This window comes from Nocardiopsis xinjiangensis YIM 90004 (genome assembly GCF_000341145.1).
GTDB lineage: Bacteria > Actinomycetota > Actinomycetes > Streptosporangiales > Streptosporangiaceae > Nocardiopsis > Nocardiopsis xinjiangensis.
Genome location: NZ_ANBE01000031.1, coordinates 39,485 through 54,758, shown reverse-complemented (window position 1 = coordinate 54,758; position 15,274 = coordinate 39,485). Strand labels below are relative to the sequence as shown.

12 protein-coding genes are annotated in these 15,274 nt (G+C 69.5%); 10 read left to right on the top strand and 2 right to left on the bottom strand.

From position 1 onward, the window contains the following. Positions 1-565: 565 nt before the first annotated feature. Positions 566-3,076, top strand: coding sequence for an ATP-dependent Clp protease ATP-binding subunit (locus D473_RS0114975; protein ID WP_026126976.1), 2,511 nt, complete (start codon positions 566-568; stop codon positions 3,074-3,076). A 195-nt stretch (positions 3,077-3,271) separates the two neighbouring features. Further along, positions 3,272-4,024 (top strand): DUF3105 domain-containing protein, encoded by a 753-nt coding sequence (locus D473_RS24915; protein WP_026126975.1) that lies wholly within the window; start codon positions 3,272-3,274, stop codon positions 4,022-4,024. Positions 4,025-4,090: 66 nt separating this feature from the next. Here D473_RS24915 and D473_RS0114965 read toward each other — a convergent pair whose 3' ends face one another. Further along, positions 4,091-4,966, bottom strand: coding sequence for an HhH-GPD family protein (locus tag D473_RS0114965; RefSeq protein WP_017609874.1), 876 nt, complete (start codon positions 4,964-4,966; stop codon positions 4,091-4,093). Positions 4,967-5,095: 129 nt separating this feature from the next. On the opposite strand from D473_RS0114965, the gene D473_RS0114960 reads away from it, so the two are divergent. Together D473_RS0114960 and D473_RS0114955 are read left to right on the top strand one after the other, a co-directional pair. Further along, positions 5,096-5,806 carry a hypothetical protein gene (locus tag D473_RS0114960; protein WP_017609873.1) on the top strand — a complete coding sequence of 237 codons (711 nt, stop codon included), beginning with the start codon at positions 5,096-5,098 and terminating at the stop codon, positions 5,804-5,806. 394 nt (positions 5,807-6,200) lie between these two features. After that, positions 6,201-6,575 (top strand): SSI family serine proteinase inhibitor, encoded by a 375-nt coding sequence (locus tag D473_RS0114955; RefSeq protein WP_017609872.1) that lies wholly within the window; start codon positions 6,201-6,203, stop codon positions 6,573-6,575. 19 nt (positions 6,576-6,594) lie between these two features. Here the strand turns inward: D473_RS0114955 and radA are convergent, their stop codons facing one another. Further along, positions 6,595-7,968 carry a DNA repair protein RadA gene (gene radA / locus D473_RS0114950; protein WP_017609871.1) on the bottom strand — a complete coding sequence of 458 codons (1,374 nt, stop codon included), beginning with the start codon at positions 7,966-7,968 and terminating at the stop codon, positions 6,595-6,597. 202 nt (positions 7,969-8,170) lie between these two features. Here radA and D473_RS0114945 point away from each other — a divergent pair, with 202 nt between their 5' ends. From D473_RS0114945 to D473_RS0114920, 6 genes are all read left to right on the top strand, one after another. Further along, the gene (locus D473_RS0114945; RefSeq protein ID WP_017609870.1) at positions 8,171-9,103 is read left to right on the top strand and encodes an SGNH/GDSL hydrolase family protein; all 933 of its coding nucleotides are present in this window, start codon (positions 8,171-8,173) and stop codon (positions 9,101-9,103) included. A gap of 230 nt (positions 9,104-9,333) precedes the next feature. Further along, positions 9,334-9,918 (top strand): C40 family peptidase, encoded by a 585-nt coding sequence (locus D473_RS0114940; RefSeq protein ID WP_026126973.1) that lies wholly within the window; start codon positions 9,334-9,336, stop codon positions 9,916-9,918. A 159-nt stretch (positions 9,919-10,077) separates the two neighbouring features. After that, positions 10,078-11,016, top strand: a complete 939-nt coding sequence (locus D473_RS0114935) for a sugar phosphate isomerase/epimerase family protein (RefSeq protein ID WP_017609868.1) — start codon at positions 10,078-10,080, stop codon at positions 11,014-11,016. A gap of 193 nt (positions 11,017-11,209) precedes the next feature. Beyond that, positions 11,210-12,004: a pyrroline-5-carboxylate reductase gene (gene proC, locus D473_RS0114930; protein WP_026126972.1), complete on the top strand. Its 795-nt coding sequence runs from the start codon at positions 11,210-11,212 to the stop codon at positions 12,002-12,004. Between the two features lie 366 nt (positions 12,005-12,370). Continuing rightward, the gene (locus D473_RS0114925) at positions 12,371-13,837 is read left to right on the top strand and encodes a hypothetical protein (RefSeq protein WP_017609866.1); all 1,467 of its coding nucleotides are present in this window, start codon (positions 12,371-12,373) and stop codon (positions 13,835-13,837) included. Between the two features lie 215 nt (positions 13,838-14,052). Next, on the top strand, positions 14,053-15,213 hold the full coding sequence (locus D473_RS0114920) for an acetoin utilization protein AcuC (protein ID WP_017609865.1): 1,161 nt from the start codon (positions 14,053-14,055) through the stop codon (positions 15,211-15,213). Positions 15,214-15,274 lie beyond the last annotated feature (61 nt).

Below are 15,274 nucleotides of genomic sequence, written 5' to 3'. Positions count from 1 at the left end.
TGACACGGGGATGCAGGGGATAACTCGCGGGCCGGGGGGCGACGCGGTCCGAACCGAAAATTCTTCGGTGGAGCGCGGTGCGCGGAAGGCGCAGCCGCACGGACTATCGCGAGCGGCCGAACCGCTGGGCCTCCCGCGGGCACCGGGCGCCTTCCCGGGCTCGCGGATGCTGGTGACACAAGATTCCGGTCAGGCTCCTATCGCCTTCGAGCAGCTCGGCCTGTTCGCTCTCAGCAGATTAATTCGGCGTGCACACGTACGGCCCGGGGACTCCATGAAGGTCGGGAGTCCCCGGGCCGTTCGCCTTCGGCGTACACCGAAATCTAACGAGGCAATTGGTAGTTGGATGTTGGGTGAACGCCCTATCGTCGGGGAAAGTCTCTGGCACGGGCGGCTGCGGCCGGCCTTGCGGAGACGTCCGTCTTGGTCGGCGGGCCTGCCGTCCGGCCACGGACGGGTGCGGCAGAGCTCCCCGGGGCGGTTATCCCTGTGGGGCCGATATGCGGAAAAGTTGGGTCGGCAAACACCGTCCCTGCCTGACCGCTCTGTAGAGGAGCGACGAGACATGTTCGAGAGGTTTACCGACCGCGCGCGGCGAGTGGTGGTTCTGGCCCAGGAAGAGGCCAGGATGCTCAACCACAACTACATCGGTACGGAGCACATCCTGCTCGGCCTCATCCATGAGGGTGAGGGCGTCGCCGCCAAGGCCCTGGAGAGCCTCGGCATCAGCCTCGAAGCGGTTCGGCAGCAGGTCGAGGAGATCATCGGCCAGGGCCAGCAGGCGCCGTCGGGTCACATCCCCTTCACACCGCGCGCCAAGAAGGTCCTGGAGCTGTCGCTTCGCGAGGCTCTCCAACTGGGCCACAACTACATCGGGACCGAGCACATCCTGCTCGGCCTGATCCGTGAGGGCGAAGGCGTGGCCGCCCAGGTGCTGGTCAAGCTCGGCGCGGACCTCAACCGCGTGCGCCAGCAGGTCATCCAGCTCCTGCACGGGTACCAGGGCAAGGAGGCCCAGACTTCGGGTGCCTCCTCCGAGTCCACCCCTTCCACCTCCCTCGTTCTCGACCAGTTCGGTCGGAACCTGACCCAGGCCGCCCGGGAGAGCAAGCTCGACCCGGTCATTGGTCGGGACCAGGAGATCGAGCGGGTCATGCAGGTCCTGTCGCGGCGGACCAAGAACAACCCGGTGCTCATCGGTGAGCCCGGTGTCGGTAAGACCGCCGTGGTCGAGGGCCTCGCACTGAAGATCACCAAGGGTGAGATCCCCGAGACGCTCAAGGACAAGCAGCTGTACACGCTGGACCTGGGTGCTCTCGTGGCCGGCAGCCGCTACCGCGGTGACTTCGAGGAGCGGCTGAAGAAGGTCCTCAAGGAGATCCGCACACGCGGCGACATCATCCTGTTCATCGACGAGCTGCACACGCTGGTCGGCGCAGGGGCGGCGGAAGGTGCCATAGACGCCGCTTCCATCCTGAAGCCCATGCTGGCCCGGGGTGAGCTGCAGACCATCGGTGCGACCACGCTCGACGAGTACCGCAAGTACCTGGAGAAGGACGCGGCTCTGGAGCGGCGCTTCCAGCCGATCCAGGTGGATGAGCCCTCCACCAAGCACGCCGTCGAGATCCTCAAGGGTCTGCGCGACCGGTACGAGGCCCACCACCGGGTCTCCATCACCGACCAGGCCCTGGTGGCCGCGGCGCAGATGGCGGACCGCTACATCAGTGACCGCTACCTGCCGGACAAGGCCATCGACCTCATCGACGAGGCCGGTTCGCGGATGCGCATCCGCCGGATGACCGCTCCGCCGGACCTGCGCGAGTTCGACGACAAGATCGCCGACGTGCGCCTCGAGAAGGAATCGGCGATCGACGCGCAGGACTTCGAGAAGGCCGCGTCGCTGCGTGACGACGAGAAGCAGCTGCTGAACAAGAAGGCGCAGCGGGAGAAGGAGTGGAAGGCCGGCGACATGGACGTCGTGGCCGAGGTCGACGAGGAGCTCATCGCCGAGGTCCTGGCCGCCTCCACCGGTATCCCGGTCTTCAGGCTCACCGAGGAGGAGAGCTCCCGGCTGCTGCGTATGGAGGACGAGCTGCACAAGCGGGTCATCGGTCAGGAGGACGCCATCAAGGCGCTCTCCCAGGCGATCCGCCGTACCCGCGCCGGTCTGAAGGACCCCAAGCGCCCGGGTGGTTCGTTCATCTTCGCCGGCCCGTCCGGTGTCGGTAAGACCGAGCTGTCCAAGACCCTGGCCGAGTTCCTGTTCGGGGACGAGGAATCGCTGATCCAGCTCGATATGTCCGAGTTCATGGAGAAGCACACGGTCTCGCGGCTGTTCGGTTCCCCGCCCGGCTACGTCGGCTACGAGGAGGGCGGCCAGCTCACCGAGAAGGTGCGCCGCAAGCCGTTCTCCGTGATCCTCTTCGACGAGATCGAGAAGGCTCACAACGACATCTTCAACTCTCTGCTCCAGGTGCTGGAGGAGGGTCGTCTCACCGACGCCCAGGGTCGCGACGTCGACTTCAAGAACACGGTCATCATCATGACCACCAACCTGGGTACGCGGGACATCTCCAAGGGCGTGGCCATGGGCTTCGCCAAGGAGGACGACGCCGGTACCAACTACGAGCGGATGAAGTCCAAGGTCAACGAGGAGCTCAAGAACAGCTTCCGGCCGGAGTTCCTCAACCGTGTGGACGACGTCATCGTCTTCCACCAGCTGACCCAGCAGGAGATCTTCGAGATCGTCGACCTGATGATCTCCGGCCTCGACGCCCGCCTCAAGGAGAGGGACATGGGGATCGAGCTGAAGCCGAAGGCCAAGCAGGTGCTCTCCGAGCGCGGATTCGACTCGGTCCTGGGCGCGCGGCCGCTGCGTCGCACGATCCAGCGGGACGTCGAGGACCAGCTCTCCGAGAAGATCCTCTTCGGCGACATCAAGGCCGGTCAGATCGTCGTGATCGATGCCGAGGGCGAGGGCTCCGACGCGACCTTCACCTTCAAGGGTGTTCCGAAGCCGTCCAACGTGCCGGACGCCCCGGAGGTCGAGGAGTCGGCCGCCGGCACCGGCGAGTAACCATACGTACCGGTCGTGACCGGTCCTGCTGCGGGGGCGTTCCTCATGGGACGCCCCCGCGGCGTGTGTTCAGGAGCATGGCGGCTCTGGTGGCGCGCTCCGGGGAGGGCTAGGGTCTGTTCGGTAGATGCCTTCCGTGACGAGCAGCGCGCAGCAGGAAAACGGTGTCTGCCGAACAGACTCTGAGGTTCCCAGGTGACTGATGATCCTTCCCCCCGAGACTCCGGCCCCGTATCGGAGCGAAGAAAGCACAGTGTACGCCCGACCCCGCCCCGGCCCGCCTCCGGCAGCGGTTGGGGTTTCGCCGTCGGCCTGCTCGTCACCGGCCTGGTGGTCGGTGGGGGAGCGGTGGGATGCAACGTCCTGTTCGGCTCCCAGAACGAGAACGTGGGGAGCGGCGCGGACATCGCCGACATGAGCCGTTCGGCCGAACCCGTGGATCCCGACGAGATCGGGGCCGTGCAGCGTTTCGGTGCCCCGTCCGCCTCACACGTGGAGGTCGGCACGGACGTCGGGTACGGCCTCCACCCGCCCGTGGGCGGCGACCACTACATCATCTGGCAGGACTGCGGCGTCTACGAGGAACCGATCCGCACCGAACTGGGCGTGCACTCCCAGGAGCACGGCGCGGTCTGGATCACCTACGACGAAGCCGTGCTGGAAGCCGACGAGGTCGAGACACTCGCCGCGTACTACAACCCGGGCGACTTCGTCCTGGTCAGCCCGATGGAGAACCTGCCCGCGCCCGTGGTCGCCTCGGCCTGGGGCGCGCAGGTGGCCTTGGAGGATCCCGGGGACCCGGCGCTGGAGGAGTTCCTGCGCGAGTTCGACCGCGGGGTCACCACACCCGAACACGGCGGTCCGTGCAGCGGTGCCTACTCCGGGACCGAGGCCGAGTTCGGGGACGACGGGGCACAGCTCGACGCCTTGGTGGAGGAACACGGCTGACCGGAGGGGCCGACCCAGGCGGGCTCAGCCACGTGAGGGGCTGGGCCCTTTGTGTGGCTGAGGGGATCAGCCGGGCAGCGCGAAGCGCCCGTCGTCCAACGGATCGACGAGCCCGTCGGCGACCAGGCCGTCCAGAGCGCGCTCGCGCTGGATCCCGTCGTCCCAGACCGCGTCGAGTGAGTCCTTGGGCACCGGATGCTCGGCGTCGCGCAACACCGCCAGCAGGCGGCCGCGTACCTGGCGGTCGGTACCGGCGTAGGTCTGTGCGCGCCGGGGCGGCCCGTCGTGGGCCGGTTTGCCGGCCAGCCGCCATGCGCATTGGCCGGCGATGGGGCAGTCCGCGCACTTGGGCGACCGCGCGGTGCACACCAGTGCGCCCAGCTCCATGACGCCCACGGCCCAGCGCGCTGCGACCGACGGCGGCCCGGGCACGAGCGACTCGGCCAGCGCGGCCTCCCCCTTGGTCTGGGTTTTCGGCGGGTACTCGATCCCGGTTTCGGCACGGGCCAGGACTCGGCGCACGTTGGTGTCCAGAACCGCGTGGCGCTGTCCGAAAGCGAAGCTCGCAACGGCCGCCGCGGTGTAGGACCCCACCCCCGGGAGCGCGAGCAGGGCCGCGTGGTCGCTGGGTACTCGGCCGCCGTGTTCCTCGGTGATGGCCACGGCACACGCGTGCAGGCGCAGCGCGCGGCGCGGGTAGCCGAGCCGGTTCCACATGCGCACGGCCTCACCCGAGGGCTCTTCTGCCAGGTCAGCGGGGGTGGGCCATCGTTCCATCCAGGCCTGCCAGGCCGGCAGGACACGTACCACCGGGGTCTGCTGGAGCATGACCTCGCTGACGAGGATCGACCACGGGGATGCGTCGGGGGAGCGCCAGGGCAGGTCGCGGGCGTTGGTCTCGTACCACGCCAGAACCGCTGTGCTGTAAGGGTTGTCGCTCATCTTTTATAGGAATTCGGCGGGTTGGGTAGGTGAGTGGCGCGCAAAAACGCAATACTACGGCCCATGGCGTCAAGTACCGGACACCCAGGAGCTGTCAGTCGCGAGACCTACTGGAAGCGGCGCGCCCTGGTGTTGGCAGCCTTCCTGGCGGTGATCGCTGTCCTCGCCTATGCCTGCTCGCCCTCGGCGGGCGAGGAAGGGCAGCAGAACCAGGCCGGGGCAGGCGGCGACACCGAGGCCTCTCCCAGTGTCCCACCGGAGGAAGATTCCGAGGACGGGAACGGCGAAGAGGAGGCCGAGCCCACCGAGGAGCCTTCCCCCTCCGAGGAACCTTCCGAGGGCGCTGAGGGTGCCGAGGGCGGCGACGACGAGAACGCCGGGGGCGACGGCGGAGCCGGTGGCGATTCCGACATCGCCGCGCCCGAGAGCGCGGAGGATCCCTGCCGGCCCCAGGACGTCGTGGTCAGCTTCGACTTCGAGGAGAAGAAGGGCGAGGAACAGCAGTATCCCGCCGGGGTGGACCCCTCCTTCGTCGTCGAGGCCGTCAACACCGCTGAGCAGACCTGCACCGTCGACGTCGGCCCCGAGGCGCTGGAGATGGTGGTCACTTCCGGAGAGGACTCGGTCTACTCCACGGCGCACTGCCGTGAGGGTGACACGAGCGACGAACGCCGACTCGACCAGGGCCGCACGCACCGCTACGTCATCGACTGGGAGCGTGAGCGTTCCTTCTCCGACTGCCGGGACACGACCTCGGTCGCAGGCAGTGGTTGGTACCACGCCGAGCTCGGCGGGACCTACAGCGGCGGCGCCGACGAGCTGCGTTTCCGCGTCGGCTGACCCGGCCCGGCCTCCGGGCCGGGTACCGGTTGACCCGTTCTCCGCCACTCCTGGTGCTTTGCTGTTTACCGGGCTGGTCCGTGAGCACTCCGGTGTTCACGCCGGAGATGAGTCGGCCCTGGTTTGCACTGTGTGTTCTTGGTCTTGTACTTTCTGTCATGTCGATGGGTGAGAACCAAGCCCACCGGCAGGTCGCCGCCGGGCGGACGGAGACCTTAAACGCCTGCGGAGGCAGGGTAAGACCACATCTTTTCGGGTGGGGCTCCGGCCGGTGAAACAGGAACCGGCGGACGCCGCGAGGCGCTCCGCGCCTACAGCCGCGAGGAGGTAGGAATCCCCGGGGTTTCACCCCGGGGGAGGGCGTCAATGATTCCCACACATCTCTGGAGTCATCGTGCAGCGCAGCATCCTCGGATCCGTCATCGCCTGTACCGCAGCGGCCGCTTGCGCGGCCGGTCTTGCCGCTCCGGCCTCGGCGGCCCGTACGGACGCCGACTACGTGCTCACGCTGGAGTTCGGCAACTCCGGCGAGCAGCGCCGGGCCAGCCTCGACTGCGACCCTGTGGGCGGTACCCACCCCAACGCACAGGAGGCCTGTGACCTGATCGCCGAGGCCGGGACGATCGAGCAGATCCCTGCCGAGGAGGGTTTCTGCACGATGGAGTACAACCCCGTCACGGTCGAGGCCATGGGCGTGGAGGAGTACTCCGAGACCTTCGGCAACCCCTGCCGGCTCGGCCTCGCCAAGGGTGCGGTCTTCGGCTTCTGAAGGGCGGCGGCCCGGCCGGTCACCTCCCGACCAGGCGTGGCCTCGGGTATTTGGCCACGTGGTCGAGGGCCTCGCTGAGTTCCTCGACCTCGTGGACCTCGATCCCGGGGATCGAGTCGCCGAAGCCCTTGGGTACCACCGCCAGGGTGAAGCCCAGGCGCTGTGCCTCGGCGACCCGGCGGCGCACCCCGGTCACCGCCCGCACGTCCCCGGCCAGCCCCACCTCGCCGACGGCCATGAACCCGGGGGGCAGGGGCTTGTCGTTGAAGGAGCTGCCCGCGGCGATGGCCAGGGCCAGGTCCACGGCCGGTTCGCCCAGCCGCACGCCGCCCACGGTCGAGGCGTACACGTCCATGTTGGCCAGCTTCATCCCGGAGCGTTTTTCCAGGACCGCGAGGATCATGTTCACCCGCCCGGTGTCCAGCCCCGAGGTGGCGCGGCGCGGGGCCGGGAGCGGGGTGGGAGCGATCAGGGCCTGGATCTCGGTGATGAGGGGGCGCTGTCCCTCCAGAGTCACGGTCACGCAGGTGCCGGAGACCGGGTCGGTACGTTCGGTGAGGAACAGGCCGCTGGGATCGGGCAGCCCCTCGATGCCGTCCTCGGTGAGCTCGAAGCAGCCGATCTCGTCGGTGGGGCCGTAGCGGTTCTTGACCGCACGCAGCAGCCGCAGCTGGGAGTGGCGTTCGCCCTCGAACTGCAGCACCACGTCCACCAGGTGTTCCAGCAGGCGCGGACCTGCGATGGAGCCGTCCTTGGTCACGTGGCCGACGAGCACGGTGGCGATGCCGCGCTCCTTGGCGATCTGGATGAGGGCGCCGGTGACCTGGCGGACCTGGGTCACTCCGCCCGGAACGCCGCTGACCTCGGGCGAGACCATCGTCTGCACCGAGTCGACCACGAGCAGGCGCGGTGCGACCGCGTCGATGTGGCTGAGGAGGGAGGCGATGGAGGTCTCGGCGGCCAGGTAGAGCTGGTCCGACAGGGCGTCCAGGCGCTCGGCGCGCAGGCGCACCTGCCCGGCCGATTCCTCGCCGGTGATGTAGAGGACAGGGCCCTGCTGTGCGCGCATGGAGGCGACCTCGAGCAGGAGCGTCGACTTGCCCACACCGGGTTCGCCGGCCAGCAGCACGACCCCGCCGGGGACGGCGCCGCCGCCCAGGACGCGGTCGAGTTCGTCCACGCCGGTGGGTACGGCCTCTGCGGTCTCCACACTGATCTCGGTGATGGGACGGGCACGGTTGCTCACCGGGGCGGGCGCGATGGAGGCGGGAGCGGGGGCCCCGGCCTCCTCGACGGTGCCCCAGGCCTGGCACTCACCGCAGCGGCCGACCCATTTGAGGGTGGACCACCCGCACTCGGTGCATCGGAACGTCGACTTCGCAGCTTTGGCCATGGCCGTCACGCTATCCGCACGCGCCGACACGCGGGCTCCGTCCACAGGAAGGGAGGCGGGAGCGGGGGTACATGAAAGTTACCTACGGGTTAGGCGACCTCGTATGTAAATCATGTTAAGAATTCACAAGGGTCCATCGGGGCTGCGTGAGGACCGCGCTTCCCCGCTCCATCCACCCCCGCTCACAGGAGAGGAGACCCGCGTGTTCCGTCCTGACGACACGTCGGCCCACACCCCGGCCCCCGGGCGCCTGCGTCGCCGGGCCACCCGCCTGGCCCTGCCCGCGGTCGCACTGCTGGGATTGTCCCTGGCCGGCTCCCCCGTCGCGGCTGAGACCGCCGAGGCCGCCGAGGAGATCCCCGAGGCCGCGGCGTTCGAGGAGTACGTGGCGATCGGCGATTCCTTCACGGCCGGGCCCCTGGTGGTCCAGCAGCAGGCCCCGCTCCTGGGCTGCATGCAGTCCGGCGCCAACTATCCCAAGATGCTCGCGGAGCAGCTCGGTGTCGGCGAGCTCGTCGACGTGAGCTGCTCCGGCGCGGTCGTGGAGGACCTCTACGAGGCCCAGTTCGACGACCAGCCACCCCAGCTGGATGCTCTGACCCCGGAGACCGACCTGGTCACCATCGGTATCGGCGGCAACGACTTCGGATTCGCCGACGTGCTGATCGAGTGTGCCAAGCGCAGTGTCATCAGCCCCGGCGGCAACCCGTGTGCCGACTACTACGGCGACGAGCTCGACCAGCGCATCGAGAACCTGCGCGGTGACATCTCCGGGGTGTTCGACGACGTCGCCGAACGCAGCCCGGACGCCACCGTGATGTTCGTGGGTTACCTGCAGATCCTGCCTGAGAGCGGGGGCTGCTGGCCCACCGTGCCGATCTCCGGTGGAGACGTGCCGTACCTGGACCAGGCGCAGCTCGACCTCAACGCGATGCTCTCCGAAGAGGCCGCTGCGCACGGGGCGACCTTCGTGGACGTCCTCGAGCGCGGGCACGACTCCTGCCAGCCCTCCGACGTGCGTTGGGTGGAAGGTGTGATCCCCGAGAACGCCGCCGCTCCGGTCCACCCCAACCGGGCAGGGATGGAGGCCACGACCGCGTTCGTCAGTGAGGCTCTGCAGGTGCCCGTTCCCTGACCCGGTCCTCGCCCGATCAGGTCCGACCGCGCTCCGCCCGGGGCGCGGTCCTTTTTATGGCCTGATGTGGGATTTGCGGGCCTGGTGCAATCAGGTTTTTGCTCGCGTTGGATCGCGCTTTTGCTACCTAGAGTGACTCAACTGTTTCTGTGTGTAACGAATGGGGGGTGATCGGTTGAGAGACCTGCGTCACAAGGGCGCGGGCAGCCGTGACACAGCTGGAGGCATCCATGTATGAACCTCGGCATCACGAGCAAATCAAGGTCTGTCGAACCCGCATCGCGGAGCGACAGGCCCGACCCGACCGGAACCCCACGCGCGGGGCACGCGCACTCACGGCTGCGGCACTGGCCGCAGCCGCTCTCGCGGCCGGAGCGGCCCCCGCAGCCGCCCACGCCGCACAGACCCCCTCCTCCCCGCCGACACCGTCCGCAGAACGGGTCCACCAGTCCCTGGCCGACGCCACCGTCGAAGAGGCCATCAACGCTGCCGAGTCCCAGGCCGGGACCCCGTACGCCTGGGGCGGTACCGGCCCCGACTCGTTCGACTGCTCCGGTCTGGTGCAGTGGGCCTTCGGGGAGGCCGGCATCGATCTTCCCCGTATCACCTACGACCAGGTCGCCCAGGGCAGCAAGATCTCCTACGACAACGCGCAGAGGGGCGACATCCTCTACTGGAGCGATGGCGGACCCGCGTACCACGTCGCGATCTATCTCGGCGACGGCCGCATGATCGACGCCCCCAACTCCGGGGGCCAGGTCGGCGAGCGCGACGTCCACCACGCCAACCTCGCCGGGGCCGTCCGGCTCGGCTGAGGCCGGAGGCCCTGTCCCGGTGAGCTCCCCACCACCGTGCCCCGGTCCGTCCGGTACCGCACCGCCGGACGGGCCGGGGCGCCGTGCGAGCGCCCCCGCCACGCCGCCCCGGCGCGGGCGGGAAGCACGGACCCGCCAGAAGCACATAGTCTGGGTCGGGTGAGCCCTATCCAGGTCCCAGACGCGCCCGTCGTCCTGTCGTCGGCGTCGGTCTACCCGGAGAAGACCCCGGCCGCCTTCGAGATCGCCGCGAAGCTGGGGTTCGACGGTGTGGAGGTCCTCGTCTCCTCCGACCCGGCGAGCCAGGACATCGACCTGCTGCGGCGTCTGTCGGACTACCACCAGATCCCCGTGACCGCTGTGCACTCGCCCTGTCTCGTCCTCACTCAGAGGGTCTGGGGCAAGGATCCCTGGGGCAAACTCGTCCGCTCCAAGGAGATGGCCGAGTCCCTCGGCGCGAGCACCATCGTCGTGCACCCCGCCTTTCGCTGGCAGCGTGAGTACGCCCGGGACTTCGAACGCGGTATCGCCCGAATGCAGGACGAGACCGACGTGGTCTTCTCGGTCGAGAACATGTACCCGGTGCGTGTGCGCGACCGCGAGGTCGTTCCCTACGCACCGAGCTGGAACCCCCTCGACCGCGACTACCCCGACGTCACGCTCGACCTGTCGCACACCGCAATGTCCGGCTCCGACGCCATGGACATGGCAAAGCGCCTGGGCGACCGACTCTCCCACGTCCACGTCACCGACGGCTTCGGCGGCCAGAACATCGACGAGCACCTGATCCCCGGCCGGGGACGGCAACCCGTCGCACCGTTGCTCGAACACCTGGCCAACAACGGGTACGGGGGCCAGCTCGTGCTCGAGGTCAGCACACGCAAGGCCCCCGACCGACAGGCGCGCATGCGCGAGCTCGCCGAGGCGTTGGCCTTCACCCGTCTGCACTTCGCGCCGACACCGCAGGACTTCGCGCGCTCCGGAGACCGGCGCGAGCGCATCACCCTGCTGCGCCGTCGCGGGGGAGAGCCACCACGCCACTTCTCCGTCGACCGGTCCGGCACCGTCGACGAAGAGGAGACCGACGGCCGCGGGTGACCAGGGTCGCGTCCCTGTGTCCACGGACCGGGACGGATCGTGCACGCGAGCGCGCTGCGCCCTCTAGCGTGGGGAGGGGCGTGTTCGGTGGGCGCCTTCCGCCGCCGCGACCGCTACTGAGCCGCCGGGCGTCCGTCGAAGGCCGTGCCGGGTGGCCGTGCCGGCCGAGCGTGCCCGAGAGAAAGGACTCTTCATGATCGCGATCATCGGTGCGGGCAAGATGGGCGAGGCCCTTCTCGCCGGAATGCTGGCCAAGGACCATGCGCAGCACGAGGTCCTGGTGACCGAACCGCGCGATGGGCACGCCGACGAACTGCGTGCCCGCTACGGGGTCGACGTCGTCCCGGTGGAGGAAGCGGCCAAGCGGGCCGACACCCTGCTGCTCGCCCTCAAGCCCCACGACATGCCCTCGCTGCTGCAGCAGATCGGTCACCATCTGTCCGCCGGCACCCTCGTCATCTCGGTCGCGGCCGGGCTGACCACCGAGGCACTGGAGAGCCACCTGCCGGTGTCCGTGCCGGTCGTGCGTGCCATGCCGAACACCCCCGCGTTGGTGGGCGAGGGCATGACGGCGCTGGCCGGCGGCAGCCACACTGCGTCCGAGCACCTGGACCGTGCCGAGCAGATCCTGGGCACGGTCGGTGAGGTCGTCCGGCTCGAGGAACGCCACATGGACACCGTGACGGCGATCTCCGGGAGCGGGCCGGCCTACTTCTACTTCATCGCCGAGACCATGGTCGAGGCCGGTGTGGCCATGGGGATGCCGCGAGACACCGCCCAGCGCTTGGTCGGACACACGATCACCGGCGCGGCCGCGATGCTCGATGAGACCGGGGAGCACCCGGTCGTGCTGAGGGAGAACGTCACTTCCCCCGGAGGAACCACCGCCGCGGCGCTGCGCGAGCTCGAGCGGCACGGGGTGCGCACCGCCTTCACCGACGCGATCGAGGCAGCGCGGGACCGCAGCCGCTCGCTGTCGCAGAGCTGAGCCCGGGCGGGGGCCGCAAACGGCCAGAACCCGGTGGTGACGTCCATTTTGTCGCCCCCGTCGTTATTCTGGAGGGTGGGGCTGGTCAGGTCCCGTACCCATTCCTCCACACCCCGGGCTCCCCATGACACACGAGCATCCCCCTTCCGGGCCGCCTCGGCCGCCGGGAGGGGGTCCCCAGTACCCTCACGGACCCTCGGGCGNGCGGGCGAAACCCCCCCGCCGGCCGGTCCGCCTCCGGTCGGACCCCCGGCGGGCGGGCACTCACCGGGCCACCCTTCCGGTGGGAGCCCCCGGCCCCCCGGACCCGGCGGCCCCATGGGCCCCGGCAGCCCAGGTATGCCCGGCGGCCCCGGCGGCCCAGGTATGCCCGGCGGCCCCGGGGGCCCCGGCGGTGCGGGGCCCCCGGCACTCGGCCTGTTCTCCTCGCCCTCCGCGCGCAGAGCCGGGCTGCTCAACCTCTCCGGGGTCGGCGCCGGATACGCCCACCTCAAGCAGTGGCCGTTCTTCGTCGCCGCTCTCATCATCACCGTCGGCCTGCTCATCACCGCCGGCATCATGGGCGCCGCCGACAGCCTGCTCGTCTGGGTACCCATCTTCCTCGCCTGGGTCCTCGCCGCCGTGGTGCACGGGCTCTTCGCCGGCCGCGCCCGCGACCAGCGGGCCCTGACCCGGGGCGAACCCCTCCCGCGGGCCCGCGGTCCCCTGTTCACCGCCGCCGGGCTGGTCGTCGCCGTCACCGCGGCCCTGCTCGGGGTGTGGCAGACGGGGGAATGGCAGCTGCGCAGCGCCGACGGCCTCCATCGCGAGGGACGGTGCCCGGACGCCGTTGAGACCTACGAGCGGATCGAGAACGGGTTCCAACTCTCCTTCTCGCCCTCCCTCATGGACCGTGCCCGCGAGGGAACCGAGGCCTGCGCCCGACTCGAACGCGCGCAGGAGGGTGTCGACGCCGGCGAGTTCGAGCAGGCGCTGGAGGACTACGCGGCCTACTTCGAGATGCCGCGCTCGGTCTGGGAGGACAGCGGCGGCGAGATCGCACAGATCCACCTCGACTTCGCCGGGAACCTCGCCGAGGACGGTGACTACGAAGAGGCCCAGGAGGTCTACTCGATCATCCCGCAGGACTACGAGGGCACCCCGGCCGCCGAGCAGGCCCCCGACGCGCTCATGGACCTGTACCGGGACGGCACCTCCTCCTACGGGGGCGCCGACGAGTGCGCCGCCTTCGAGGAGATCGACGTCTTCGCCGGACTCGACTGGGAAGCGGCTCCGAGCGTGGCCCACGCGATCGAGACCGAGCGCCCCGACGCCGCACTGGGCTGCGGGTGGTACAGCCTCGATGCCGGCGACCCCGACACCGCCGACGACATGCACACCGTGTTGGCCGAGGACTACCCCGACCACCAGGCCGAGGACGTCGAGGACCTCGAGCAGCAGGTCGGTGCCGGCTTCGTCGAGCAGGAGATGGACGAGCTCGTCGCGGTGGGGGAGGAGCCCCTCGAACTGCAGCTCACCGGCGAGGGCGGCGGCGACGACGCGACGCTGTCCTTCGGCAACGACTCGCCCTACGAGATGAAGCTCCTGTACGTGGGCCCCGACGGTGAGTACGGCGAGGTCACCGCCGACGCCTGCCAGGACTGCGAGGTCTACGACGAGCCGCCGCAGGAGGACTGCGCCAGCGGCATCGACACCCTGGAGGCCGAGATCCAGCCGGGTGAGTACCGCGTCGTCGTCGGGTTCCCCGGCCAGGGCGGTGTGCTCCACGGCGAATCCGTGGAGTTCGGGGCCGGCGAGAGCTACGAGGACTGCTTCTTCATGGTCAGTGGCTGAACTCCGCACGTGTGGCCGAGCTCTCGTCGAAGGGCCCGGGCCGCACGGACCCCCGAGGCACGGGCGGCTCCGCACGGCGGGGCCGCCCGTCGCCCTCACGGGTGCCACCCCCGGGGGTCGGCGCCACATGCGGGCTTGCGTACTGTGTGCTTCGGAGCACGCACACCTGAAACGGGGGTCACCATATGGGAGGGCGCACGCCCTGCTCGCTTCGGGTGGCATGGGACGAAGGACTCACCAGCTACGATTTCGGTCCACAGCACCCGATGGCGCCGATCCGTGTCGAACTGACCATGGCGCTCACCCGTGAACTCGGCATCCTCGACACACCGGGCGTGGAGCTGCTGGACGTCGAACCCGCCTCCGACGAGCTCCTCTCCCTCGTGCATTCACCCGCCTACATCAAGGCGGTCAAGCAGGCCGGGCGTACCCTGGAACCCAACGACGAACACATGCTCGGCACCGCCGACAACCCCGTCTTCCCCGACATGCACGACGCCGCCGCACTCATCTCCGGCGCGTCCGTGGCCGCGGCCGAGTCGGTCTGGACGGGGCGCAGTGCTCACGCCGCCAACGTGGCCGGCGGCCTGCACCACGCCATGCGCGGCAACGCCTGGGGGTTCTGCGTCTACAACGACCCGGCGCTGGCCATCGCCTGGCTCCTGGAACAGGGCGCCAAACGCATCGCCTACGTGGACGTGGACGTCCACCACGGCGACGGTGTGCAGAACGCCTTCTACGACGACCCGCGTGTGCTCACCATCAGCCTCCACGAGTCGCCTGCGACCCTCTTCCCCGGCACCGGGGTGTCCGGCGAGACAGGCGCCCCCGGCGCCGAGGGTTACGCCGTCAACGTGCCACTGCCCGCGGGCACCGGCGACAACGGGTGGCACCGTGCCTTCCAAGCGGTGGTCCCGCCCCTGCTCCACGAGTTCCAACCCGAGATCCTCGTGTCCCAGCAGGGCTGCGACACCCATGCTCTCGATCCGCTCGCCAACCTGACGCTGAGCGTGGACGGCCAGCGCCGCGCCTACCAGGAACTGCACCAGCTCGCCCAGAAGACCGCCGGCGGGCGCTGGCTCCTCTTCGGCGGCGGCGGGTACGGGCTCGTGCAGGTCGTGCCCCGCGCCTGGACCCACCTGCTCGGTGAGGCCGCCGGCGTCCCCGTGGATCCCGACGCCGAGACCCCGCAGGGTTGGCGCGACTTCGTCCGGAAGCGCACCGGTGAGCTCGCCCCGCTCTACATGACCGACGGCCGCGAGGTCTCCTTCACGCCCTTCGAGGAGGGCTACGACCCCGGCAAATCCCTCGACCGGGCCATCCACGCCACACGCGCCGCGGTCTTCCCCAGCCACGGGATCGACCCGACCCTGTGACGAGAACGTGTTCCACGGTGTGGAGGGTGGGAACGACCGCGATGGTGTCCGCCGCCGGAAC

Bases quoted from the DNA above. Each gene is read 5' to 3' on its own strand.
- D473_RS0114975 (WP_026126976.1), top strand. From the start codon at position 566: ATGTTCGAGAGGTTTACCGACCGCGCGCGGCGAGTGGTGGTTCTGGCC.
- D473_RS0114965 (WP_017609874.1), bottom strand. From the start codon at position 4,966: ATGAGCGACAACCCTTACAGCACAGCGGTTCTGGCGTGGTACGAGACC.
- radA (WP_017609871.1), bottom strand. From the start codon at position 7,968: ATGGCCAAAGCTGCGAAGTCGACGTTCCGATGCACCGAGTGCGGGTGG.
- D473_RS0114925 (WP_017609866.1), top strand. From the start codon at position 12,371: ATGCCCGGCGGCCCCGGGGGCCCCGGCGGTGCGGGGCCCCCGGCACTC.
- proC (WP_026126972.1), top strand. From the start codon at position 11,210: ATGATCGCGATCATCGGTGCGGGCAAGATGGGCGAGGCCCTTCTCGCC.
- D473_RS0114940 (WP_026126973.1), top strand. From the start codon at position 9,334: ATGTATGAACCTCGGCATCACGAGCAAATCAAGGTCTGTCGAACCCGC.